Genomic DNA, 23,061 nt, shown 5'->3' on the forward strand with positions numbered 1-23,061 from the left:
TGAAGAGGGTTACTGGGGGATGGCGCGGACGAGGCGGGACAGCAGGGCGCGTTCGGTGTCGTCCAGGCCGTGCTGGAGTTCTTCGTCGGTCCTGGCCCAGATCTCCTCGACCGGCTCGCGCAGCGCCCTGCCCGCCTCCGTCAGGTGCACGCGGCCCACCCGCGGGCGGTCGGGGTCGGGGGAGCGCTGGACGAAGCCCGCGCGTTCCAGGCGCTGGAGGGTCTTGGTGACGGTCGGCGGCTCCACGCCCAGCCGGGCGATCAGCTCGCCCTGGGTGAGGCCGTCCTGCCGCCACAGCTGGTTGAGCAGCAGCTCCTGGCCCGTGTGCAGGCCCAGTGGCGCCAGGGCGGCGGCCATCCGGTTGCGGTGGGTCTTCATGACCATGATCAGGGCGTACGTCAGGGTCTCGTCCAGCATGCACTCATCTTGCCCGCCGCCTGCCGCTTTGGCGCATGGTGACCCAAGGATGGCGCCCGTCTTACCGTGTCGTGCGCTTTAGCCGATGCCCTCCGCGAAAAGGTGAAGTATCCGGCATGCAGACCCGTCGGGAGACGCAGACGTGACCACACCTGGGGACCCCAACGAACCCCGCGAGGGGCAGGACCCGCAGCACCCCGAAGGCCACCCCCGCGAGGGCCGGCCCGAATCCGCGCCGCCGCAGCACACGCCCGAATGGTGGCGGGAGGGGACGGCCGAGGAGGATCGGCCGGCGCCTGAGGAGGATCGGCCTGCGCCTGAGGAGGAGCCGCCGGAGATCGGGCCGTACGAGGGCGGGCCGACGAGCAACGAGTGGCGTCCGAGCGAGTGGGCCGTCGGTGGCCCGCCCGGCGCCGGGCCGACCGGCGGCGCGGGCACCCCGGAGGGCTGGACCGCCCCCGACCACGAACACGCCCCTGGACACGAGCACGCTCCTGGACGCGAACACGCCCCTGGACACGAGCACGCCTCTGCTCACGAGCACGCCTCTGGTCACGAGCACGGCGCTGGTCATGCGGACACTCCGCAGGGCGCGGCGTCCGGCGAAGGCGCCGGTCCCGTAGAGGGAGGCCGGTCGGGCGGCGGGCGGCACGAGGGTGGGCGGTCCGAGGGTGAAGGAGCTGGGGGGCAGCCCGGGGGTGGGCGGTGGGCGGATGAGTGGCCGTTCGAGGAGGAGCGGGAGGGCGAGGAGCCGATCGCGCCCGTGCCGCCCGTGGTGCCACCGCCGCCACCTGACGTGCCGCCGTCGCACGAGCCCAGGCCCGGGGGCCGTCCCGACCATCCCGACCTGCCCACCTCGCCCGAGACGCCGGGACCGGCCGAGGGCGGCGCCGGCAGGACGCGGTGGTCCGGCGGGGACGCCGAGGAGACGCAGGTCTATCCGGTGCCCGGCGGCACCCCGGCCTATCCCGGCTGGGGCACGCAACCGGACGAGGAGCCGAGCCGCCCCGCGCCCTCCCGGTACGAATACGGCGACGTGCCCACCTTCGAGCCCCCGCCCACCGGCACCCACGCGGCCAGGGGCCCCGAGGAGCCGGGCGGCGCTGAGGGCGCTGAGGGGGCTGAAGGGGCCGGGGGCATCGCAGGCGCGCCGGACTTCCGGAGCCCGCCGGGCGAGGGCGCACCGGGCCAGGCCGGCACCCCCGCGCCAGGAGGTGCAGGAGGCCCTGGCGGTGCCGTAGGCCCAGGAGGTGCGGAAGGCCCTGGCGGCGCCGTAGGCCCGGGAGGTGCTGAAGGCCGTGGCGGGGCCGTAGGCCCAGGTGCCACAGCCGGCGCGGGAGGCGTGACGCCGACCCCCGGAGGCGCGGGTGTGCCCCCAGGAGGGCCTGGCGCCCCTTACGGGGGCGAAGGAGCTTACGGCGGGCCGGGGGCGCCGTACGGGGGCGAGGGAGCCTACGGCGGCCCCTCAGCGCCCGGCGGCGGGGAGGGGCCCCATGGAGGGCCGGGATCCGGTGGCGAAGGGCCCCATGGGGGGCCGGGGGCTGGTGGCGGCGAGGGGGCCTATGGGGGGCCGGCGGCCGGCGGGTCCTATGAGGGGGCTCCGGGGGCGTACGAGGCCGGGGGCCGGGACGCGTCCGTTCCCGGTACCACCCCCTCCAGCCCCTACGGCGGCCCGCCCGGTTACGGCCCGCCGCCGGGAGCCCCCGCCTACGGCCAGTACGGCCCCTACGGCGCCCAGCCGACCGCGCCGCCGGGCAGCGGCCTGGCCACCGCCTCGCTGGTGCTGGGCGTGGCGAGCCCGTTCCTGGTGTTCGTCTGCTTCACCGGCGTGCTCACGGCGATCCTGTCGATCGTCTTCGGCTGTGTGGCGCTCGCCAAGCGGGTGGGCAGGGGCCGGGCCATCGCCGGGATCGTGATCAGCGCATTGTCGCTGGTGTTGTTCGCGATCGTCGCGATCTGGTTCTGGAAGGTGGTCCAGGAGTGCGGCCAGCTTCCCGGCCAGCTCGCCGACCAGTGCTTCGAGAGCAGGTTCCCCTGGATGGGCAAGGGCCGCTAGAGCGGCAGGTGGGCTGACAGGTCGGCGCGGGAGCCGCTCGCCGCGACCGAGCCCCTGGCCATGGCCTCGTCCCAGGTCAGCCGGCCGAGCGCGAGCTCCAGCCAGGTGCGGGCGTCGGTCTCCACCACGTTCGGCGGCGTGCCGCGGGTGTGGCGGGGGCCGGGGACGGCCTGGACGGCCGCGTAAGGCGGCACGCGCACCTCGACCGTGCGGCCGGGAGCCGCGGCGGCCAGCTTCTCCAGCAGGTGGCGCACCGCCTGCCTGGCCGCGTCGCGCTCGGGGGCGAGCCCGCGGTCGTAGGCGGTCAGCACCGCGGCGACCAGGGCGTCGGGCAGGGCCGAGGCAGGGCCGTCGTAGGGCGGTTCGTCGAGGGCGACGAGCTGGCCGTCGAGGGCCGCGCGCAGCTTCTCCGGGTCCATCTTGCGTGGTGGCACGGGTCCATTGTCTCGCGGCAAGCGTTCATCGGGGCGGAGGTCGTCGTTCACCCCGGGTTTCGTTGACGACCGTAACGTCCCCGCCGTACAACCGCGCACATATCTGGAGGACCTGTGGCGAACCCTGAGGCGGGGCGGCTGCTGCCGCTGCTTTCCACCCCGCACAAAGGTGGCCGATCCGCTCTGACCTGTCAGTTCCGTTGCGGGAACGCGTGCGCGCACGACGTGGCCAACACGACGGGCAACGCCTACTTCGGCGACGTGGTGAAGGAGGCGCTGACGCGCCGCGGCGTGCTGCGCGCGGGCGCGCTCGGCGCGCTGGTGGCGGGCGTGGGCGTGGCGGGCGCGGTCCCGGCGCTCGCCGACGAGCCGGCGGCCGAGACCGCCGCCGCGCCGGTCGCGGTGGGCGGGCGCGGCCCGGGTGAGATCGCCTTCGCCCCGGTGCCGCCGAACAAGGACGACGCGCTGCGCATCCCCGACGGCTACACCTCCTCCGTGGTCGTGCGCTGGGGCGACCCGGTGCTGCACGACGCGCCGGCCTTCGACTTCGACAACCAGACGGCCGACGCCCAGAACAAGCAGTTCGGCTACAACTGCGACTACGTGACGTTCTTCCCGATGGGCCAGAACCGCGGCCTGCTGTGGGTGAACCACGAGTACACCGACGAGAACCTGATGTTCCGCGGGTACACGGGCGGCGCGGCCGCGACCGAGGAGCAGATCAAGATCGCGCTGGCCGCGCACGGCGGCTCGGTCGTGGAGATCGAGCGGGCGCACGGCACCGGCGAGTGGAGGCTCACCACCAAGGGCCGCCGCCGCTACAACCGGCGCGTCACCGCGCAGACGCCGATGCGCTTCTCCGGCCCCGCCGCCGGTCACGCCCTGCTCAGGACGGCCGCCGACCCCAAGGGCCTGGCGCCGGTCGGCATGCTGAACAACTGCTCGGGCGGTTCCACCCCGTGGGGCACGGTCCTGACCGCCGAGGAGAACTTCGACCAGTACTTCGTCAACGGCGACAAGGTCCCCGAGGCGCAGCGGCCGTACATCTCGCGTTACACGATCACGACGGGCACCCCGGCGAGCAGCCGCCGCTTCGACCGGGTCGAGGAGCGCTTCGACCTGGCCAAGCACCCGAACGAGGCCAACAGGTTCGGGTGGATCGTGGAGATCGACCCGTTCGACCCCGACTCCACGCCGATCAAGCGCACCGCGCTCGGCAGGTTCAAGCACGAGGCCGCCAACACCACCCTGGCCGCGGACGGTCGTCTGGTCGTCTACATGGGTGACGACTCGCGCTTCGAGTACATCTACAAGTTCGTCTCCAAGGACCGGTACATCCCGGGCTTCGACCGTCACAACCGCACCCTGCTGGACGAGGGCACCCTGTACGTCGCCAAGTTCACCGGCGACAGCCCGGCCGCCGAGATCGACGGCTCCGGCAAGCTGCCCTCCGACGGGCTGTTCGACGGCTCGGGCCGGTGGATCCCGCTGGTGTCGGGCGACAAGTCGTACGTGGACGGCATGACCGCCGCCGAGGTGCTGGTCTACACCCGTACCGCGGCCGACAAGGTCGGCGCGACCAAGATGGACCGTCCGGAGGACATGGAGCGCAACCCGGTCACCGGCGGCGTCTACGTGGCCCTGACCAACAACTCCAACCGCACCGCCGCCCAGGTGGACGAGGCCAACCCGCGCCCGTCCAACAAGCACGGTCACATCCTGGAGGTGGCCGAGCGGCGCAACGACGCGGGCGAGACCACCTTCGCCTGGTCGCTCCCGCTCGTCTGCGGCGACCCGAACGACCCCGCGACCTACTTCGCCGGCTTCGACAAGACCAAGGTCTCGCCGATCTCGTGCCCGGACAACGTGACGTTCGACGCCGACGGCAACCTGTGGATCTCCACCGACGGCAACCAGCTCGGCAGCAACGACGGCCTGTTCGTCATGCCGGTGCGCGGCTCCGACCGCGGCCACCTGCGCCAGTTCCTCACGGTCCCGCTCGGCGCCGAGACCTGCGGCCCGCTGGTCACCGCGGACCAGAAGAGCGTGTTCGTGGCCGTGCAGCACCCGGGCGAGATCGACGGCGCGACCCCGGAGAACCCGGCCAGCCGCTGGCCCGACGGCGACCAGCCGCGCCCGTCGGTGGCGGTGGTCTGGCACGGCGGGGGCAAGAAGATCGGCAGCTGATCCCTGGCGAAAACCAGTTGACCTCAAGTTAACTTGAGGAAATAGTCTCCCATGCATGAGCATGGAAGTGACCGCCTGGCATCAGCTTTACTCGATGAACAACCGGCCGGAGCGTCGCCCGCTGAACAGGGCGACGCTTCGGCGTATCGGCGGGTTCGCCCGTCCCCACCGCCGCAGGATCGTGCTGTTCCTGGTGCTCAGCGTGGTGCTGGCGGGTTTGGCCGTGGTGTCGCCGCTGCTCGCGGGGCGGGTGGTCGACGCGATCTTCAACGGTGAGCCGCTCGGCGTGGTGGTCGTGGTCGCGCTGCTGATCGCGGGCCTGGCGCTCGCGGAGGCCGGGCTCGGCCTGCTGAACCGCTGGCAGTCGGCCACCATCGGCGAAGGGCTGATCCTCGACCTGCGCACGGCGGTCTTCGACCACGTGCAGCGCATGCCGGTCGCGTTCTTCATGCGGACGCGCACCGGGGCGCTGGTGAGCCGGTTGAACAACGACGTGATCGGCGCGCAGCGGGCCTTCACCGACACCTTGTCCAGCGTGGCGGGCAACCTGGTGCAGCTCGTGCTGACGCTCACCGTGATGATCGGCATCTCGTGGCAGATCACGCTGCTCGCGCTGCTGCTCCTGCCGGTGTTCGTGCTGCCCGCGCGCCGGATGGGCGTCAGGATCGCGCAGCTGCGGCGCGAGGCCGCCGACCACAACGCCGCCATGGGCACCCAGATGACCGAGCGGTTCTCCGCGCCGGGCGCGACGCTGGTGAAGCTGTTCGGCCGTCCGGCGCGCGAGTCGGCCGAGTTCGCCGCGCGGGCGCGGCGGGTGCGCGACATCGGCGTGCGCTCGGCCATGAACCAGTCGGTGTTCGTCACGGCCCTGACCCTGGTCTCGGCGCTCGCGCTGGCCCTCGTCTACGGCCTCGGCGGCTTCTACGCCCTGCGCGACCAGCTCGAACCCGGCGCCGTGGTGTCACTGGCCCTGCTGCTGACCCGCCTCTACGCGCCCCTGACCGCCCTGGCCAGCGCCCGGGTGGACGTGATGAGCGCCCTGGTCAGCTTCGAGCGCGTCTTCGAGGTGCTCGACCTCAAGCCGCTGATCCAGGAGCGCGCGGACGCCCGCGACGTCCCCGAGGGCCCGGTCGCGGTCGAGTTCGACGACGTGCGCTTCGCCTACCCCGCCGCCGACAAGGTGTCGCTGGCCTCGCTGGAGGAGGTCGCCACGCTGGACTCGCGGGGTGGCGAGGAGGTGCTGCACGGCATCTCGTTCACGGCACTGCCGGGCCAGATGGTGGCGCTGGTGGGCTCGTCGGGGGCCGGCAAGTCCACGATCGCCCAGCTGCTGCCCAGGCTGTACGACGTCGACTCCGGCGCGGTCCGCCTCGGCGGCGTGGACGTACGGGACCTGACCTTCGACGCCATCCGCGACACCCTCGGCATGGTCACCCAGGACGGCCACCTCTTCCACGACACGATCAGGGAGAACCTGCTGCTGGCCAGGCCGGCGGCGAGCGAGGAGGAGATCTGGGACGCCCTGTCCAGGGCCCGGCTGCGGACGCTGATCGAGTCGCTGCCCGACGGCCTGGACACCGTGGTCGGCGAGCGCGGCTACCGGCTGTCCGGCGGCGAGCGCCAGCGGCTCACGATCGCCCGGCTCCTGCTGGCCAGGCCGCGCGTGGTGATCCTGGACGAGGCCACCGCCGCGCTCGACTCCACCTCCGAGGCGGCCGTGCAGGAGGCCCTGGGGGAGGCGCTGGCGGGCCGGACCGCCGTGGTGATCGCGCACCGGCTGTCGACCGTGCGGGCGGCCGACCAGATCCTGGTGATCGAGGACGGCCGCGTGGCCGAGCGGGGCACGCACGCCGAACTGCTGGCCATGGGCGGCCGCTACGAGGAGCTGTACCGCACTCAGTTCGACGAGCCGACGGTCGCCGGGGCGGTGGCCTGAGGCTCGTCCGTCACCGGCGGGCGGCGGGACGGGCGCAGCGCGTACAGGCCGAGCGGGACGGCGGCCAGCACGATCACCGCCGCGATGACCAGCGTGAACTGGTAGGCGTCGAGGAAGGCGGCCAGCGGGGGCCGGTCGCTCCCGCTCTGGCGGGAGCTGAGGATCGCGCCCAGCACGGTGATGCCGAGCAGGCCGAACACCTCGCGCGAGACGTTCAGCACGCCTGAGGCCACGCCCGCCCTGTCCTTGGGCAGGCCGCCGAGGATCGCCGAGGTCAGCGGCACCAGCAGGCCCCCGCCGAGGCCGTAGAGCAGGAACCAGGGGGCGACGTCGGCGTAGTCGCCGTCGGCCCCGACGCCGGAGATCAGGTAGATCGCCGCGCCCATGAGCGCCATGCCGAGCGCCACCGTGCGGCCGGTGCCGAGCCGCGCGGAGATCCGCTGCGAGGTGATGGCGACGACCGCCATGACCAGGGCCATCGGCACGAACGCCAGGCCGGCCTGCGTGGGGGAGAAGCCGAGCACGTTCTGCAGCCACAGGGCGCTGAAGAAGTAGATGCCGAACACGCCGAACGACCAGATGCCCATGGTCAGCGCGCCGCCGGTGAACACCCGCGAGCGGAAGAGCGACAGGTCGATCATCGGGCGCTCGGATCGCGTCTCGACCAGCGCGAACGCCACGGCGGCCGCCGCCGCGAGCCCGAACGCGGCCAGGATCTCGGCCGACGTCCATCCGGCGCGGTCGCCCTCGATGAGCGCGTAGGTCAGGGAGACCAGCGCGAGCGCCGAGGTGGCCAGGCCGGGCAGGTCGAGCCGGTGCCGGCGGCGGGTGAAGTCGGGCCGGACCGCCCACAGGGCCAGGCCGAGGGTGGCGATCCCGATCGGCACGTTGATCAGGTAGATCCAGCCCCAGTGCAGGTGCTCGCTGATGAAACCGCCGGCCGCCGGGCCGAGCGCCATGGACAGCGCCCCGGACGCGCTCCAGATGCCCACGGCCCTGCCGCGCTCGCCGGGCTCGGGGAAGATCTGGCTGATCAGGGTGAGCGACGTGGGCGTGAGCAGCGCCGCCCCCACGCCCTGGACGGCCCGCGCCGCGATCAGCGCGCCGCCCGAGGTGGCCAGCCCCGCGCCCAGCGAGGCCGCGGTGAAGACGGAGAGCCCGGCCAGGAACACCACGCGGGCCCCGAACAGGTCCGCGAGCCGGCCGCCGACCAGCATGAGCCCGGCGAAGACCAGGATGTACGAGCTCACGATCCACTCCAGCCCGGAGATCGTCAGCCCGAGCTCCCGCTGGATCGTCGGCAATGCGACGTTCCCCACGTTGTTGTCGAGATAGGTCATGAAGGTGCCCAATGTCACGGCACCCAGCGCCCACCATCGCATGTCGCCAACCTCCTATACGTCGTACTTGTACGTCGTACAGTTCAACTTGTACGGCGTATAGTTGTCAACCGTGATGGGAAAACTGGACGCGCGGACCATCGCCGAGCGGGCGTTGGAGATCGGCGACACCGAAGGGCTCGACGCCGTGACGATCCGCCGGCTGGCGACCGACCTGGGCGTGACGCCGATGGCCCTCTACTGGCACTTCAAGAACAAGGACCAGCTCCTGGTCGGCATGGCCGACCACCTGGTCGGCGGCTTCGTGCCGGAGCCGGCCGACGAGCGGCCCTGGCAGGAGCAGCTCCGCGACCTGACCCACGGGCTCATCAGGACCCTGCGCACCCATCCCTGCGCCAAGAACGTCATCGAGCAGATCGACCCGATCTCCGTCCCCAACTTCCTGGTCGTCTGGGACAAGGCGCTGGGCCTGGCCCGTACGGCCGGGTTCGACGTGGAGGAGAGCTGCCTGATCACCAAGTACCTGCTGCAGAGCGCCCTGTCGATCGCCGACGCGCCCGTGCACTTCAAGGCCGGCCGGACCGGCGAGGAGATCGCCGAGATGGTCAGGGTCAAGCGGGCCGGCCTCCAGTCGCTGCCGCCCGAGAGGTACCCGTACCTGGTCGAGATGGCCTCACCGCTGGTCGCGGGCGCCGACCCGGCCTTCTACGACTCCTTCGGCGTCGATCTCGTGCTGCGCGGCATCGAGGCGCTGGCCGCCGAGCGTTAGGGTCGGGATCATGCCTTTCGAGCTGGTCTGCGAGATCGAACCGCCCACCAAGCCCGATCTGAAGCGGGTACGCCACCAGATCGGCACGCTCAGCCAGGTCGCGCATTCCTTCCTGATCCCCGACAACCACATCGGCCGGGCCACCGTGTCCAGCGTGGCGGTGGCCCACGAGGTCGAGGCGATGGGCGGGCGCAGCATCGCCTGTCTCAACTCCCGCGACCGCAACCTGCTCGGCTTCCACCGCGACCTGCTGACGGCCGCGGCGTACGGCGTCGACCAGTTCCTGTTCGTCCACGGCGACAAGCCCGCCAGCGGCAGCCGGACCAGCGATCTGACGGTCCGCTCGATGATCGAGGAGGCCAGGGGCTTCTCACCGGCCTTCCGCGTCGGCGCGGCGGCCGGGCTGCGCCCGCTGCCCGCCTGGAAGCGCGCGGCCGACTTCCTGTTCGCCCAGGTCAGCTTCTCGGTCGAGGCGCAGGTCCGGTGGCGCGAGGCCAACCAGGTCGACGTGCCGGTCTACGCGGGCGTCATGGTGCTGGCCAGCGAGCGCCACGCCCGTACGCTGGCCGCCGCCATCCCCGACATCGCCCTGCCCGGCGAGCTGGTCGAGCGGGTGGCCGCCGACCGCATGGCGGGCGTCGAGGCGGCCTGCGAGCAGGTGTTCGCGCTGCGCGACTCGGGCGCGTTCGACGGCGTGCACCTCATCCCGGTCTCGCGCTACCGTGACGTGGAGTCGAGGCTCGCCGGAGCCCTCTGAGACCGGGCGAGCGCGGCCAGCACCGCGCCGGCCAGCGCCACGGCGAACAGCACCGCGTACGCCCGCTGGAAGCCGTCCATGAGCTGCCCGACGGCCACCGGGGAGAGCGTGGACAGCGTGCCCGCGTACACCTGGGCGCGCAGCTCCGGGCCCACGGAGCTGGTCACGACGCTGAGCGACAGGCCCACGCTGATCACGATGCCGACGTTCATGATCATGACTCGGAAGCCGTTGACCACGCCCAGGCTGCCGCTCGGCAGGGCGGCCATGACCTGGGTGGTGTTGCCGGTCAGGAACGTCCCGCTGCCGCAGCCGGCCACGAACAGGGCGATCCCCGTCACCCAGTACGGCGTCGCCGGGTCGGCCGTCAGCATGAGCGCGCCCAGCCCCAGCGCGCTCATCGCCGCGCCGCCGATCGACAGCCCGTACGGCGAGACCCGCGGCCCGAGCAGGCCCGCGATCGGCGAGGCCAGCCCGATGCCCACCGGCACCGGCAGCACGCTCAGCCCGGCCGAGAACGCGTCGAGCCCGCGCGCCGCCTGGAAGTAGAGCGCGACCACCAGGATCAGCGCGGAACGCGCGAGCGCGTTGCAGAAGGAGGCCAGGTTGGCGTAGGCCAGCAGCCGGCCGCCGAACAGCCGCAGGTCCAGCACCGGGTTGGCCGAGCGCCGCTCGGCCAGCACGATCAGCGGCACCAGCAGCACGAACAGCGCCGCCCCCGTCAGGACGACCGGGCTGGTCAGGCCGCCCGACCCGGCCTCGTTGACGGCCAGCAGCACGGCCGACAGCGCGGCGAACACCAGCACGTTGCCGAGCGCGTCCACCGGCTGCCTGGGCCTCTTCGGCATCTTGCGTAAGATCACCGCGCCCCAGCCGAGCGCGATCAGCCCGGCGGGCACGTTCACCCAGAAGATCCACTGCCAGCCGGCGGTCTCGGCGATCAGGCCGCCGAGCGTCGGACCGGCGAGCTGGGCCACCGACAGCGTGCCGATGTAGACGCCCATGCCCTGGCTGAGCCGTTCGGGCGGGAACGCGTCGGTGATGATCACCGTGCCGTTGGCCAGGATCATGGCCGAGCCGATCGCCTGGAGCACGCGCATGCCGACCAGGAACCAGACGTCCGGTGACAGCCCGGCCAGCAGCGAGGCCACGGTGAACAGGGCGAAGCCCGCCAGGTACACCTCGCGCCGGCCGAGCAGGTCGGCGACCCGCCCGAAGAACACCAGGCTCGCGGTGTTGACCAGCAGGAACGCCAGCAGGATCCATCCCGACTGCGTCGCGTCGGCGTGGAAGTGCCGCACGACGGTCGGCAGCGCGACGTTGAGCGTGCTGCCGGCGATGCCGATGAGGACGAGGCCCAGGCTGGTGACCGAGCACACGCGCCAGGCGTAGCGCATGCGGGTGCCGGCTTCGGGGGTGACCGCGACCATGCCTCCCACTATGACGTACGTCGTACGTCCGTTTTGTACCAGGGGTCACCTGGCTCGCCTGCGTAACCCCTCGACGTCGTGGATGACCACCCGTCGCCGGCCGGTCTCGATGAGCCCGCGGTCGCGCAGGGTCCGCAGCGCCTTGCTCACCGCCTCCCGCGAGGAGCCCGTCCAGCCGGCCAGCTCGTCCTGGCTGAGCGGCAGGGCCACCCGCACGCCGGTGCTGGTGCGCTCGCCGTACCGGTCGGCCAGTTCGAGCAGCCGGGTCGCCACCCGGCCGGTGGTGTCGAACGCGCCGTACTCGACGCGCTTGCGGTCGGCGTCGCGCAGCCGGCCGACGAGGAGCTGCAGGAGCAGGACGGCGATGCGGCCGTGCGCGGCCAGGAAAGCGCTGAAGTCGCGGACCACGATGCCCTGGATCGGCTCCAGCGCGGTCACGGAGTTCGAGCGCGGCGAGCCGTCCACGGCCGACATGTCGCCCAGCAGCGCCCCTGGGCCGCGTACCGCGAGGATCACCTCGGTGCCGCTGCTCGTGTGCGAGGACACCTTGACCCGGCCCTGCGTCAGCACGAGCACCCAGTCGGCCGCGTCGCCCTCGGTGATCACCGTCGTGCCGCGGTCCCATCGGCGCGGGCGCCCGGCGGCTCGCAGCGCCTCGACCTCCTCGGCGGTGAGCAGGGAAAGGAACTCGCCGGGCTCTGGATCCATGCGCCGATTATGTACGCACGGCTATTGCCGTTCTATGGCATTCCAGTCAGAACGTACGCGGCCACGAGCTCTTCCTTGCCCTTCAGGCTGAGCCGTCCGAGGGCGTTCACCGAGGCGTCGCGGCCGAGCTGTCTGAGTGTCGTCTCGCCGATCACCACCGTGCCCGGCTCGGCCAGGGCCTGGAGCCTGGCGGCCACGTTGACGCAGTCGCCCATCGCGTTGAAGCCGCGTAACTCGGGGCTGCCGATGTTGCCGACCAGCGCGGGGCCGGTGTTGACGCCGACCCGGAAGGTCGGCCACTCCACCTCGTCGACGCGTTTCCAGGCCATCTCCTCGGCCACCTCGGCGGCGGCCCGCTGCATCTCCAGCGCGGCCCGGCAGGCCGCCCTGGCGTGACCGGCCTGCGGGGCGGGCGCGTTGAACAGGGCCAGCATCGCGTCTCCGACGAACTGCACGATCGTGCCGCCGTTGTTCAGCACGCAGGGGACGGCGGCCGTGTGGTAGCGGTTGAGCATCTCGACGATCTCGCCGGGCGCGACCTGCTCGGAGAACGAGGTGAACCCCTTGAGGTCGGCGAAGAGCGCGGTCAGCTCCCGCAGCTCGCCGCCGAGCGCCGCCCGCGCCGGGTCGGCGAGCAGGGCGTTGGCCACGTCGGGCGACATGTACTGGCGGAAGAGGGTGTCCAGCTCCTGGTAGAGGCGGGCGTTCTCCAGCGAGATGGACAACTGGCCGGCGAGCGTGGCGGCCAGCGCCTCGTCGTGGCCGCCGCGGCCCACCGGCACCTCCAGCACGCCGGCGAGGTGGCCCCTGACCGTGAGCGGGTAGGCCAGCCGGTGGTCGCGGCGGATCGGGCCGTCGCCCTCGAACTCGTACGCGCGCGAGCCGATCTGGGTCTTCCCCTCCGACACCAGTGCGATCTTGACGTCTCCGTACGCCTGCCTGACCCGGTCGAGCGCGGTGGTCAGCAGCTCGCCCTCCGGCAGGCCCACGCGGGTCTGCGCGCTCACCGCCACCAGCGCGGCCAGCCGCTCCGACAGCTCCCGCTCGTGGGCCAGCGCCGTCCCGGCCCGGTCGAGCACGGCGGCCTGGCTCTCGTTCAGCCGGAACTTGCCCGACAACCGGGCCGCGGCCAGCGGCTCGCCCCGGCGTACGTGCTCGACCAGCTCCTCCAGGGCCTGGTCGTAGTCCTGCTGGAGGCGGGCGACGGTCGCCGCCAGCGTCACCGAGTCGAACAGCCCCGCGCTCGACCCCTCGCGCCGGAACTGCAGGTAGGCGCTGTAGGCCACGAACACGAAGGCGAGGGTGAGCAGCGCGTGCCACTCCCACCACGTCAGGTGCCAGTTGAGCTGCGACATCCCGGCGACCATCGCCTCGGCCAGCAGCGCGTACGCGGTGATCAGGCTGACCAGCATGGCCGAGGGGCGGCGGCGGTGGAGCAGGAACATCAGCACGCCGGCCGCGCCGTACAGCAGGACGCCGGGGATCGAGGCCGCGCCCAGCCAGCTCACCGGCGCGACCGGCGGCGGCTGACTGAGCTCGGTCAGCTCGGGCACCAGCGAGATCAGCGCCCACAGCAGCATGAACCCGAACAACACCGCCCGGACGAAGTGCTGCCCCGCGAGCACGCTCCTGGCCGCCCGCTCGCCCAGCGGCAGGGCCGAGGCGAACGCGAACATCGAGGCGATCGTGAGCCCCACCTGCTGCCCGAGGTCGAAGCCCAGCGAGCCGGTCGGCAGGATAATCCCCGGCGTGGCCAGGCCGTGCAGGAGGAAGAAGCCCGCGCTGCTGAGGAACACCATGGAGACCAGGAACAGCCGGGCGTCCTGACGGCGGCGCGCGGCCTCGGTGATCAGCCCGCCGAGCGCCACGTTGATCCCGGCCACCGCGACGATCATCCAGAAGTGGCTCGCGTTGTGCTGCCAGACGACGTTGAGGTGGGGCTGGGCGAGCAGCAACCAGAGCCCCAGCAGGGGAAGGGCGAGGTGGATGACCCAGACCACGCCTCGGACGGGCTGCGTGGCCGGCGGCAGGTAGGTGCTGGGCACAGACCCGATTATGCACGCGGGATCGCCGCCGCCAATGCGTCCTTTTACCCACTACGACGGCGACAGTCGGTCAATCCGGTCAGTAACCCTCCGTTTCGTGACAAATACGTTATGTAGTTTCTGCCAACCTTTGGAACGGTCGAAACGTGAATCTCATGCACCACATGAGCATCACTTGTTTCCTGGAAGGAAAGCCGTGGCTATCAACGTTCGCGGTGGGCGTACGCTCACCCTCGCCACTGTCGGAGCGCTCGCCGCCTCGCTCCTCGCCGTCGGTGGCGTGGCCACCGCCTCGTCGGCGGCGAGCGAGGTGTACGCCTGCGTGCACAAGAAGACGCGGTACGTCCGCATCGTCAACCCGACCACGCCGTGCCGCAAGACCGAAGAGCGGATCGTGATCGGCGGCAGCACGACGCAGCTGAACGGCGGCACGTCCGGCCCCAAGGGCGACCAGGGCCCCCAGGGCAAGCAGGGCCCGCAGGGCGAGACGGGTCCGGTGGGCCCCCAGGGCAAGCCCGGCCTCCCCGGCAAGGACGGCAAGGACGGCCTGCCTGGCAAGAACGGCCAGGACGGCAAGGACGGCGAGCGCGGCCCGGCGGGCCCCCAGGGCCCGAAGGGCGACGACGGCAAGCAGGGCCTCCCCGGCAAGGACGGCCAGGACGGCAAGGACGGCCTCCCCGGTAAGGACGGCCTCCCCGGCAAGAACGGCCAGGACGGCAAGAACGGCCTTCCGGGCAAGGACGGCAAGGACGGCGAGCGCGGCCCTGCGGGCCCCCAAGGCCCGCAGGGCCCCAAGGGTGAGCCCGGCAAGGACGGCGCCGGCGCCGCCTACACCACCTACACCAACAGCGTGTCCATCAGCGGCCTCGGCTCGGAGACCGCCACCTGCAACAACGGCGGCACCCCCACCGGCGGCGGCTTCTCCTTCGGCACCCTGAAGAACGCCGAAGTCCTGGGCAGCTACCCCGGCGCCGGCGGCTGGACGGTCACCGTCGCCAAGGACGACAACGGCGGCGGCAACAACCTCACCGCCGACACGCAGACCACCCAGAGCACCCAGAGCCACGGTGGCGGCAACGGCACCAGCGTCTCCGGCAAGGTGTACGTCATCTGCATCAAGAAGGTCTGACAAAGCGGAATGGGCCGGTGCGGGGGATCACCCCGCACCGGCCCTTTCCGTTGAACGTCAGCCGAACAGCGCCGGCAGCGTCGCCGAGTGGGTCTCGCGGATCTCCTCGACCCCCACCTCGAACACGCCCTCGACCACCAGCGACGCCCCGCCGGTGACGCCGAGCCCGTAGCACGGCACCTCGTGCCGCCCGCACAGCGCCGCGAACTCCTCGAACGCCTCCGGCCGCACCGCGACCAGGGCCCGCGCCGCCGACTCGCTGAACAGGTCGGTGAACGGCTCGCCGCTCAGCGCCACCGTGGCCCCGATGCCGCGGGCCAGGCACGACTCGGCCAGCGCCACGGCCAGGCCGCCGTCGGACAGGTCGTGCGACCCCTCCAGCAGCCCGCGGGCAGCGGCCTCGACCAGCACGGTCGCCAGCGCCTGCTCGGCCTCCAGGTCGGCGTGCGGCGGCAGGCCGCCCAGGTGGCGGTGGGCCACGTGCGCCCACTCCGAGCCGCCGAACTCCTCGGCGGTGTCGCCGAGCAGCACCACCCGCAGCCCCTCGGCGGTGAACCCGGACGGCACCCGCTTGGCCACGTCGTCGATGACGCCGAGCACGCCCACGACCGGTGTGGGGTTGATGGCCGTCGAGCCCGTCTGGTTGTAGAAGGAGACGTTCCCGCCGGTCACCGGCACGCCGAGGGTGCGGCAGGCGTCGGCGAGCCCGCGTACGGCCTCGGCGAACTGCCACATCACCTCGGGGTCCTCCGGCGAGCCGAAGTTGAGGCAGTTGGTGACGGCCAGCGGCTTGGCGCCGGTCACGGCCACGTTCCGGTACGCCTCGGCCAGCGCCAGCTGCGCCCCCGCGTAGGGGTCGAGCTTGGCGTAACGGCCGTTGCCGTCGGTGGACAGCGCGATGCCCCGGGTCGTCGGCTCGGCTCCGGCGATGACCTCGGAGATGCGCAGCATCCCGGCGTCGGCGGGCTGGGCCAGCACGGTGTTGGAGCGGACGTAGCGGTCGTACTGGGAGGTCACCCACTCCTTGGAGGCCAGGTTGGGCGAGCCGAGGAGCTGCAGCAGGGTGGCCCGCAGGTCGTCGGGGCGCGCCAGCCGGTCGGTGGTGTCGGCGTTGAGCGCGGCCTGCCCGGCCGGCTCGTGGTAGGGACGCTCGTAGACCGGGCCCTCGTCGGCGGCGGTGCCCGGCGGGATGTCCACGATGACCTCGCCGTCCCAGGTCATGACCAGGCGGCCGGTGTCGGTGACCTCGCCGATGACGGTGGCCGGGACGTCCCACTTGGCGCAGATCGCCATGAACGCGGGGATGTCGTCGGGCCGGACCACGGCCATCATCCGCTCCTGGGACTCGCTCATCAGGATCTCCTCGGGCTTGAGCGAGGAGTCGCGGAGCGGGACCAGGTTGAGGTCGACCTTCATGCCGCCGGTGCCCTTGGCGGCCAGCTCGGTCGTGGCGCAGGAGACGCCGGCCGCGCCGAGGTCCTGGATGCCGACGACCACGTCGGCCGCGTAGAGCTCCAGGCAGCACTCGATGAGCAGCTTCTCCATGAACGGGTCGCCCACCTGCACGGCGGGCCGCTTGGCCTGCGACTCGTCCTCGAACGTCGCCGAGGCCAGCACGGACGCGCCGCCGATGCCGTCGGGACCCGTGGACGCGCCGAACAGCACGACCTGGTTGCCCGGCCCCGGCGCGGTGGCCAGCTTGATCTGGTCCTTGCGCAGCAGGCCGACGCACAGCGCGTTGACCAGGGGGTTGCCGATGTAGCAGGGGTCGAAGACGACCTCGCCGCCGATGTTGGGCAGGCCCAGGCAGTTGCCGTAGTGGCTGATGCCCTCGACCACGCCGGGCAGCACCCGCCGGGTGTCCACGGCGTCGGCGCCGCCGAAGCGCAGCGCGTCCATGACGGCGATCGGGCGGGCGCCCATCGACATGATGTCGCGCACGATCCCGCCGACGCCGGTGGCCGCGCCCTGGTGCGGCTCGACGTAGGACGGGTGGTTGTGCGACTCGATCTTGAACGTGGCCGCCCAGCCGTCGCCGATGTCGACGACGCCCGCGTTCTCGCCCATGCCCACGAGCAGCGCCTCGGACTTGGGCGCCTTGGTGGCGAACTGCCGCAGATGCACCTTGGACGACTTGTACGAGCAGTGCTCGGACCACATGACGCTGTAGATGGCCAGCTCGGAGCCGGTGGGACGGCGACCCAGGATCTGCTTGACCCGGTCGTACTCGTCCTGCTTCATCCCCAGCTCGGCGAAGGGCATCGGCTCGTCGGGGGTCTCGGCGGCCCGCTTGACGTTGTCGGTGCTCATGCGTTCACCAGATTCTTCAGGATGGACGTGAAGAAGCCGAGCCCGTCGGTGCTCGGCGCTCCGACCAGCTCCTCCACGGCGTGCTCGGGGTGCGGCATGAGGCCGACCACGTTGCCCGCCTCGTTGCGGATGCCGGCGATGTCGTTGAGCGAGCCGTTGGGGTTGCCCCCGGCGTAACGCACGACGACGTGGCCGCCGGACTCCAGCTCGGCCAGCGTCTCCGCAGAGGCGACGTAACGGCCCTCGCCGTGCTTGACCGGCAGCACGATCTCCTGGCCGCGCTCGAAGGAGCCGGTCCAGGCGGTGGCGGTCTGCTCCACCGTGAGCCGCTGGTCGCGGCAGACGTAGTGGAGCGAGGCGTTGCGGGTGAGCGCGCCGGGCAGCAGGTGGGCCTCGCAGAGGATCTGGAAGCCGTTGCAGGTGCCGATGACCGGCAGACCGGCCTTGGCGGCCGGGACGAGCTCGTCCATCAGCGGGGCGAACTTGGAGATCGCGCCGCACCGCAGGTAGTCGCCGTAGGAGAAGCCGCCGGGCAGGAAGACGGCGTCGACTCCCTTCAGGTCGTGGTCGGCGTGCCACAGCGGGACCGCCTGCGCGCCCACGAGGCGCACGGCTCTGGCGGCGTCCTGGTCGTCGAGAGTTCCTGGAAACGTGACTACGCCCACACGGGCAGCGCTCATGACAGTCGTCCCCTCCGAGGAATGCGCACGCGCGTGCCACCGTCTCTTTGGGGGCGGACGGCGGTCTACGGCGGTGTACTCAGATTATCGGGTGCGCGGCTGTGTTCCGGGCAGCGGGTCGGACGGCGGTCAGACGGCGGCCAGCTCGCGGTGACGGGCGCCCTCGGCCTCGTCGTCCCAGGCGAGCGTCTTGCGCAGGTGGACCGTCGTGCCGCGGCCGGGTGTGGTGCCGAAGGAGATCTCGTCCACCACGGACCGCATGATGAGCAGGCCGCGGCCGTTCTCGGTGTCGGGCGGAGGGAAGTGCAGCGGCATCGACGGGAGGCCGTCGCCGTTGTCGGCGACGCGCACGTCGCAGCGGCCGTAGCCGATCGACGCCGAGACCTCGTAACGGTTGGCGGGGCCGCCGTGTCGCACCGCGTTGGAGCACGCCTCGGAGACGGCGAGCAGCATGTCGGCGATGCAGGTCTCACTCACGTTGAGTGACCGCATCGCGTCGCCAAGCACTCGCCTGACCATCGGTATGCCGATCGCATCCCGAGGCAGCGCCAACGAGAACTCAATATCCACCGGACTCCTCCGGGCTCCGGAATGTCACCTGGAGTAGGTTTCCCTGTGAAATCGGGGCTAACCGCAAAATCACGTTGTTGTTATTTAGTGTTGGCACGCCCGTGGCATTGTGGCATGCCCGAACGCGACTTTAACTCACCAGGGGTAAAACCAGGCATCAAATGTGCCTTCTACCCCTCAACCCGGACGCTGTAGTCCTCGATCACGGTGTTGGCCAGGAGTGTCTCGGCCATCTTCCGTACCTCGTCGAGGGCCGCCTCGTCGGCCGGGCCCTCCAGCTCGACCTCGAACCGCTTGCCCTGACGGACCGCCGAGACGCCGGAGAAACCGAGCCTGGGCAGCGCCCTGGCGATGGCCTGGCCCTGCGGGTCGAGGATCTCGGGCTTGAGCATGACGTCGACGATGACGCGCGCCACTACGTTCCTCCTGGGTGGAGTGGGTGCTTGGGAAAGCAAGCCTACCGGCGCGCATGGCCGTCAACACAACGGGAACGGGGAGGACATGGGGCTTGCGCGGAGGGCTGTGACGTCTGCCACGATGTCCCCAAACGCGTATGAACCACCACCACATGGTTCGCACGCACACACGGCTGGCCTCAGGTGGCGACCCCATCGACACCGGCCCCGATCGCACAGGAGCGGCACGTGACAGTCGACGCCTCTCGTGGTGCCGAAGCACCCCCTGAGCTCGTGCAGTTGCTCACCCCCGAGGGAGTGAGGGTCGAGCATCCCGACTACGACATAGACCTGACGCCCGAAGAGGTCAGGTCGCTCTACCGCGACCTGGTGCTCGTCCGGCGCATCGACCTGGAGGCCGTGGCGCTGCAACGTCAGGGCGAGCTGGGCATCTGGGCCTCGCTGCTCGGCCAGGAGGCCGCCCAGATCGGCTCGGGCCGCGCGCTCACCGACTCCGACATGGCCTTCCCCACCTACCGCGAGCACGGCGTCGCCTGGTGCCGCGACGTCGACCCGGTGAAGCTGCTCGGCCTGTTCAGGGGCGTCAACCACGGGGGCTGGGACCCCAAGGAGCACAACTTCCACCTGTACACGATCGTGATCGGCAGCCAGACCCTGCACGCGGTCGGCTACGCCATGGGCATCCAGCGCGACGACGCCTCCGCCGCCACGATCGTCTACTTCGGCGACGGCGCCACCAGCCAGGGCGACGTCAACGAGTCGTTCATCTGGGCCAGCGTGTTCAACGCGCCCGTCGTCTTCTTCTGCCAGAACAACCAGTGGGCCATCTCCGAGCCGCTGGAGAAGCAGAGCCGCATCCCCCTCTACCGCCGGGCCTCGGGCTTCGGCTTCCCGGGCATCAGGGTCGACGGCAACGACGTGTTCGCCTGCCTCGCGGTGACCAGGAAGGCGCTCGAAGCCGCCCGTACGGGCCAGGGGCCGACGCTGATCGAGGCGTTCACGTACCGGATGGGCGCCCACACCACGACCGACGACCCGACCCGCTACCGGGTGGCCAGCGAGCTGGAGGCGTGGAAGCTGAAGGACCCGATCGAGCGGGTCAAGTCGTACCTGTTCCGCAACGAACTGGCCGACCAGGGCTTCTTCGACGCCGTGACCGCCGAGGCCGACCAGCTCGGCGCCGACCTGCGCAGGCGGTGCCTGGCGATGCCCGACCCCGAGCCGCTCGATATCTTCGACCACGTCTATCGCGAGCCCCACGCGCTCATCGACGGAGAGCGCGCTCAGTTCGCCGCCTACTTGGAGGGCTTCGAGAAATGACGGTGTTGAGCCTGTCCAAGGCGCTTAACGAGGGCATGCGCCGCGCCATGGAGGACGACCCCAAGGTCCTCATCATGGGCGAGGACGTCGGCAAGCTCGGCGGCGTGTTCCGCGTCACCGACGGCCTGCAGAAGGACTTCGGCGAAGACCGGGTCATCGACACGCCGCTCGCCGAGTCCGGCATCATCGGCACCGCGATCGGCCTGGCGCTGCGCGGCTACCGGCCGGTGTGCGAGATCCAGTTCGACGGGTTCGTCTTCCCGGCGGCCGACCAGATCATCACGCAGCTCGCCAAGATGCCGATGCGCTCGCTCGGCGCGATCAAGCTGCCCGTCGTCGTGCGCATCCCGTGCGGTGGCGGCATCGGCGCGGTCGAGCACCACAGCGAGTCGCCCGAGGCGTACTTCGCGCACACGGCCGGCCTGCGCGTGGTCGCCTGCTCCAACCCGGCCGACGCCTACACCATGATCCAGCAGGCCATCCGGAGCGACGACCCGGTCATCTTCTTCGAGCCCAAGCGCCGCTACTGGGAGAAGGCCGACATCGACACGGCCTCGACCGACTGGTGGACGCCGTTCGACAAGGCCACGGTCGTACGGCCCGGCTCCGACGTCACGCTGCTGGCCTACGGCCCGATGGTCAAGACCTGCCTGGAGGCCGCCACGGCCGCCGAGGACGACGGCCGCTCGCTGGAGGTGATCGACCTGCGCTCGCTCAACCCGCTGGACGAGCCGCTGGTCATGGAGTCCGTCCGCCGCACCGGCCGGGTGGTCGTGGTCCACGAGGCGCCCGTCTACAGCGGCTTCGGCGCCGAGCTGGCGGCCCGGATCACCGAGCAGTGCTTCTACCACCTGGAGTCGCCCGTCCTGCGGGTCGGCGGCTTCTCCACCCCCTACCCGCCGTCGAAGCTCGAAGAGCACTACCTGCCCGACCTGGACCGGGTGCTGCACGCCGTCGACCGCGCCTTCGGGTTCTGAAAGGGGGACGCGCTTCCATGCGACGCGAGTTCAAGCTTCCCGACGTCGGGGAGGGCCTGACCGAGGCCGAGATCGTCCGCTGGCACGTGCGGCCGGGCGACGAGGTCAAGGTCAACCAGATCGTGGTGGAGATCGAGACCGCCAAGTCCATCGTCGAGCTGCCGATCCCCTGGGACGGCGTGGTCGCGGGCGTGCTGGTCGAGGAGGGCCGCACGGTCGACGTCGGCACGCCGATCGTCGCCGTGGACACCGGCGGCGAGGCGGGCGGCGCCGACCAGGGCCCCGCCGGCCAGCACCGTGCCGACCAGGGCCTCGCTGACCAGGGCCCCGTTGACCAGGGCCTCAAGGCGCTGGCCGACGACATGGTCCCCAAGCCGCCGGAGGAGGGCGCGGTCGAGCCCGGCGCCCACGGCAGCCCCGCGCCCAAGGAGGAGCGGCAGGCCGTCCTGGTGGGTTACGGGGTCAAGACCGGCGCCTCCAAGCGCCGTCCCCGCAAGCAGCCGCCGGAGCCGATCCCGGCCGCGCCCGTGGCCAACCCGGCCCGCGTGGAGGTGCCCGGCCCGGCCCCGACGGCCCGTCCGGCCGAGCCCGTCCCCGCCGCCGCGCCGGCCGCCGGGGTGGTCGCCGGTTCCGGCCGCGTGGCCGTGCTGGCCAAGCCGCCGGTCCGCAAGCTGGCCAAGGACCTGGGCGTCGACCTCGCCACGCTCACCGGCACCGGCCCCCAGGGCTCCATCACCCGCGACGACGTGCACGCCGCCGCGCAGGGCGGTCTCCAGGGTGGTCCTCAGGCGGCGCCCGAGCCCGTCCGGCAGGCCGAGCCCCAGCGGCGGGAGGAGCGCGTCCCCGTCAAGGGCGTGCGCAAGATGACCGCCCAGGCGATGGTGGCCAGCGCCTTCACGGCCCCGCACGTCACCGAGTTCCTCCAGGTGGACGTGACGGAGACCATGGAGGCGGTCCGGCGACTGCGGGCCCTGCCCGACTTCGCCGAGGTCAAGGTCTCCCCGCTGCTGCTGGTCTGCCGGGCCCTGCTCACCGGGGTCAGGCGCTACCCGATGATCAACTCGTCCTGGGACGAGGCGGCCCAGGAGATCGTGGTCAAGCACTACGTGAACCTGGGCATCGCCGCCGCCACCCCGCGCGGCCTCGTCGTGCCCAACATCAAGGACGCCCACGCCCTCCCGCTCCCCGAGCTGGCCAGGCAACTGGGCGCGCTGGCGGAGACGGCCAGGGCCGGCCGCACCCAGCCGGCCGAGATGGCGGGCGGGACGATCACCATCACCAACGTGGGCGTGTTCGGCGTCGACGCCGGCACCCCCATCCTCAACCCGGGCGAGTCCGCCATCCTGGCCTTCGGCCAGGTCAGGGACATGCCTTGGGTGGTGGACGGCGAGCTGGCGGTGCGCAAGGTGACCACTCTCGCGCTCAGCTTCGACCACCGGATCGTCGACGGCGAGCTGGGCTCGATGTTCCTGCGCGACGTCGGCGCGATGCTGGAGGACCCGCTCCGCATGCTCGCCTGGGGCTGAAACCGGGCTGAAACCGGGCCGAAACTGGGCCGAAGCCGGGCCGAGCTGGGCCGA

General features: G+C 71.7%; 19 protein-coding genes. 9 read left to right on the forward strand and 10 right to left on the reverse strand.

All coding sequences use genetic code 11. The features are described from left to right. Positions 1–9 precede the first annotated feature (9 nt). The gene (locus AB0C33_RS48890; protein WP_358301977.1) at positions 10–417 is read right to left on the reverse strand and encodes a MarR family transcriptional regulator; all 408 of its coding nucleotides are present in this window, start codon (positions 415–417) and stop codon (positions 10–12) included. A 1,789-nt stretch (positions 418–2,206) separates the two neighbouring features. Here AB0C33_RS48890 and AB0C33_RS48895 point away from each other — a divergent pair. Then, complete coding sequence (locus tag AB0C33_RS48895) at positions 2,207–2,473, forward strand: DUF4190 domain-containing protein (RefSeq protein ID WP_358301980.1); 267 nt, start codon at positions 2,207–2,209, stop codon at positions 2,471–2,473. Here AB0C33_RS48895 and AB0C33_RS48900 read toward each other — a convergent pair. Next, on the reverse strand, positions 2,470–2,892 hold the full coding sequence (locus AB0C33_RS48900; protein WP_352361113.1) for a sterol carrier family protein: 423 nt from the start codon (positions 2,890–2,892) through the stop codon (positions 2,470–2,472). The two genes, AB0C33_RS48895 and AB0C33_RS48900, sit on opposite strands and share 4 nt — an antisense overlap. Positions 2,893–3,021: 129 nt before the next feature. Between AB0C33_RS48900 and AB0C33_RS48905 the strand changes: the two genes are divergently transcribed. Together AB0C33_RS48905 and AB0C33_RS48910 are read left to right on the forward strand one after the other, a co-directional pair. Next, positions 3,022–5,094, forward strand: a complete 2,073-nt coding sequence (locus AB0C33_RS48905; RefSeq protein WP_358301983.1) for a PhoX family phosphatase — start codon at positions 3,022–3,024, stop codon at positions 5,092–5,094. Positions 5,095–5,149: 55 nt separating this feature from the next. Beyond that, on the forward strand, positions 5,150–7,030 hold the full coding sequence (locus AB0C33_RS48910; protein ID WP_358301986.1) for an ABC transporter ATP-binding protein: 1,881 nt from the start codon (positions 5,150–5,152) through the stop codon (positions 7,028–7,030). Here AB0C33_RS48910 and AB0C33_RS48915 read toward each other — a convergent pair. Next, complete coding sequence (locus AB0C33_RS48915; RefSeq protein WP_358301989.1) at positions 6,991–8,412, reverse strand: MFS transporter; 1,422 nt, start codon at positions 8,410–8,412, stop codon at positions 6,991–6,993. The genes AB0C33_RS48910 and AB0C33_RS48915 overlap by 40 nt on opposite strands. Positions 8,413–8,485: 73 nt before the next feature. Between AB0C33_RS48915 and AB0C33_RS48920 the strand changes: the two genes are divergently transcribed. After that, positions 8,486–9,139 carry a TetR family transcriptional regulator gene (locus AB0C33_RS48920; RefSeq protein ID WP_358302074.1) on the forward strand — a complete coding sequence of 218 codons (654 nt, stop codon included), beginning with the start codon at positions 8,486–8,488 and terminating at the stop codon, positions 9,137–9,139. Between the two features lie 10 nt (positions 9,140–9,149). Further along, positions 9,150–9,896, forward strand: coding sequence for a methylenetetrahydrofolate reductase (locus AB0C33_RS48925; RefSeq protein ID WP_352320480.1), 747 nt, complete (start codon positions 9,150–9,152; stop codon positions 9,894–9,896). Here the strand turns inward: AB0C33_RS48925 and AB0C33_RS48930 are convergent. The 3 genes from AB0C33_RS48930 to AB0C33_RS48940 are packed head-to-tail and all read right to left on the reverse strand — an operon-like array spanning position 9,857 to position 14,079. Further along, positions 9,857–11,326, reverse strand: coding sequence for an MFS transporter (locus tag AB0C33_RS48930; RefSeq protein ID WP_358301992.1), 1,470 nt, complete (start codon positions 11,324–11,326; stop codon positions 9,857–9,859). The genes AB0C33_RS48925 and AB0C33_RS48930 overlap by 40 nt on opposite strands. A gap of 45 nt (positions 11,327–11,371) precedes the next feature. Further along, positions 11,372–12,034 carry a Crp/Fnr family transcriptional regulator gene (locus AB0C33_RS48935; RefSeq protein WP_358301995.1) on the reverse strand — a complete coding sequence of 221 codons (663 nt, stop codon included), beginning with the start codon at positions 12,032–12,034 and terminating at the stop codon, positions 11,372–11,374. A 32-nt stretch (positions 12,035–12,066) separates the two neighbouring features. After that, positions 12,067–14,079, reverse strand: a complete 2,013-nt coding sequence (locus AB0C33_RS48940) for an adenylate/guanylate cyclase domain-containing protein (RefSeq protein ID WP_358301997.1) — start codon at positions 14,077–14,079, stop codon at positions 12,067–12,069. Positions 14,080–14,275: 196 nt separating this feature from the next. Here AB0C33_RS48940 and AB0C33_RS48945 point away from each other — a divergent pair, with 196 nt between their 5' ends. Then, positions 14,276–15,208 carry a hypothetical protein gene (locus tag AB0C33_RS48945; RefSeq protein ID WP_358302000.1) on the forward strand — a complete coding sequence of 311 codons (933 nt, stop codon included), beginning with the start codon at positions 14,276–14,278 and terminating at the stop codon, positions 15,206–15,208. Between the two features lie 57 nt (positions 15,209–15,265). Here the strand turns inward: AB0C33_RS48945 and purL are convergent, their stop codons facing one another. The 4 genes from purL to purS form a co-directional block, all read right to left on the reverse strand. Beyond that, the gene (gene purL / locus AB0C33_RS48950; RefSeq protein ID WP_358302003.1) at positions 15,266–17,518 is read right to left on the reverse strand and encodes a phosphoribosylformylglycinamidine synthase subunit PurL; all 2,253 of its coding nucleotides are present in this window, start codon (positions 17,516–17,518) and stop codon (positions 15,266–15,268) included. Beyond that, entirely contained in the window at positions 17,515–18,198 is a 684-nt protein-coding gene (gene purQ, locus AB0C33_RS48955; RefSeq protein ID WP_358302006.1) for a phosphoribosylformylglycinamidine synthase subunit PurQ, read from the reverse strand. Before purQ ends, purL begins: the two co-directional genes overlap by 4 nt. 129 nt (positions 18,199–18,327) lie before the next feature. After that, the gene (locus AB0C33_RS48960; RefSeq protein WP_352361053.1) at positions 18,328–18,717 is read right to left on the reverse strand and encodes an ATP-binding protein; all 390 of its coding nucleotides are present in this window, start codon (positions 18,715–18,717) and stop codon (positions 18,328–18,330) included. 221 nt (positions 18,718–18,938) lie between these two features. Further along, positions 18,939–19,184, reverse strand: coding sequence for a phosphoribosylformylglycinamidine synthase subunit PurS (gene purS, locus AB0C33_RS48965; RefSeq protein ID WP_352320496.1), 246 nt, complete (start codon positions 19,182–19,184; stop codon positions 18,939–18,941). Positions 19,185–19,412: 228 nt separating this feature from the next. Between purS and pdhA the strand changes: the two genes are divergently transcribed. Genes pdhA through AB0C33_RS48980 form a run of 3 tightly spaced genes read left to right on the forward strand, consistent with a single transcriptional unit; the run spans position 19,413 to position 23,007 of the window. After that, positions 19,413–20,504, forward strand: coding sequence for a pyruvate dehydrogenase (acetyl-transferring) E1 component subunit alpha (gene pdhA / locus AB0C33_RS48970; RefSeq protein ID WP_358302009.1), 1,092 nt, complete (start codon positions 19,413–19,415; stop codon positions 20,502–20,504). Beyond that, positions 20,501–21,481, forward strand: a complete 981-nt coding sequence (locus AB0C33_RS48975) for an alpha-ketoacid dehydrogenase subunit beta (protein WP_358302012.1) — start codon at positions 20,501–20,503, stop codon at positions 21,479–21,481. The genes pdhA and AB0C33_RS48975 overlap by 4 nt, the downstream gene beginning before the upstream one ends. A gap of 17 nt (positions 21,482–21,498) precedes the next feature. Then, complete coding sequence (locus AB0C33_RS48980) at positions 21,499–23,007, forward strand: dihydrolipoamide acetyltransferase family protein (RefSeq protein WP_358302015.1); 1,509 nt, start codon at positions 21,499–21,501, stop codon at positions 23,005–23,007. Positions 23,008–23,061: the final 54 nt, after the last annotated feature.

The sequence above is a fragment of the Nonomuraea sp. NPDC048881 genome, from assembly GCF_040649795.1.
Taxonomy (GTDB): domain Bacteria; phylum Actinomycetota; class Actinomycetes; order Streptosporangiales; family Streptosporangiaceae; genus Nonomuraea.

What these genes read in the sequence shown, in the direction of transcription:
- AB0C33_RS48920 (WP_358302074.1), top strand. Translation starts at nt 8,486, where the DNA reads ATGGGAAAACTGGACGCGCGGACCATCGCCGAGCGGGCGTTGGAGATC.
- AB0C33_RS48900 (WP_352361113.1), bottom strand. Translation starts at nt 2,892, where the DNA reads ATGGACCCGGAGAAGCTGCGCGCGGCCCTCGACGGCCAGCTCGTCGCC.
- purL (WP_358302003.1), bottom strand. Translation starts at nt 17,518, where the DNA reads ATGAGCACCGACAACGTCAAGCGGGCCGCCGAGACCCCCGACGAGCCG.
- AB0C33_RS48975 (WP_358302012.1), top strand. Translation starts at nt 20,501, where the DNA reads ATGACGGTGTTGAGCCTGTCCAAGGCGCTTAACGAGGGCATGCGCCGC.
- AB0C33_RS48980 (WP_358302015.1), top strand. Translation starts at nt 21,499, where the DNA reads ATGCGACGCGAGTTCAAGCTTCCCGACGTCGGGGAGGGCCTGACCGAG.
- AB0C33_RS48935 (WP_358301995.1), bottom strand. Translation starts at nt 12,034, where the DNA reads ATGGATCCAGAGCCCGGCGAGTTCCTTTCCCTGCTCACCGCCGAGGAG.
- AB0C33_RS48890 (WP_358301977.1), bottom strand. Translation starts at nt 417, where the DNA reads ATGCTGGACGAGACCCTGACGTACGCCCTGATCATGGTCATGAAGACC.
- AB0C33_RS48960 (WP_352361053.1), bottom strand. Translation starts at nt 18,717, where the DNA reads ATGGTCAGGCGAGTGCTTGGCGACGCGATGCGGTCACTCAACGTGAGT.
- AB0C33_RS48930 (WP_358301992.1), bottom strand. Translation starts at nt 11,326, where the DNA reads ATGGTCGCGGTCACCCCCGAAGCCGGCACCCGCATGCGCTACGCCTGG.
- AB0C33_RS48915 (WP_358301989.1), bottom strand. Translation starts at nt 8,412, where the DNA reads ATGCGATGGTGGGCGCTGGGTGCCGTGACATTGGGCACCTTCATGACC.
- purQ (WP_358302006.1), bottom strand. Translation starts at nt 18,198, where the DNA reads ATGAGCGCTGCCCGTGTGGGCGTAGTCACGTTTCCAGGAACTCTCGAC.
- AB0C33_RS48910 (WP_358301986.1), top strand. Translation starts at nt 5,150, where the DNA reads ATGAGCATGGAAGTGACCGCCTGGCATCAGCTTTACTCGATGAACAAC.
- AB0C33_RS48925 (WP_352320480.1), top strand. Translation starts at nt 9,150, where the DNA reads ATGCCTTTCGAGCTGGTCTGCGAGATCGAACCGCCCACCAAGCCCGAT.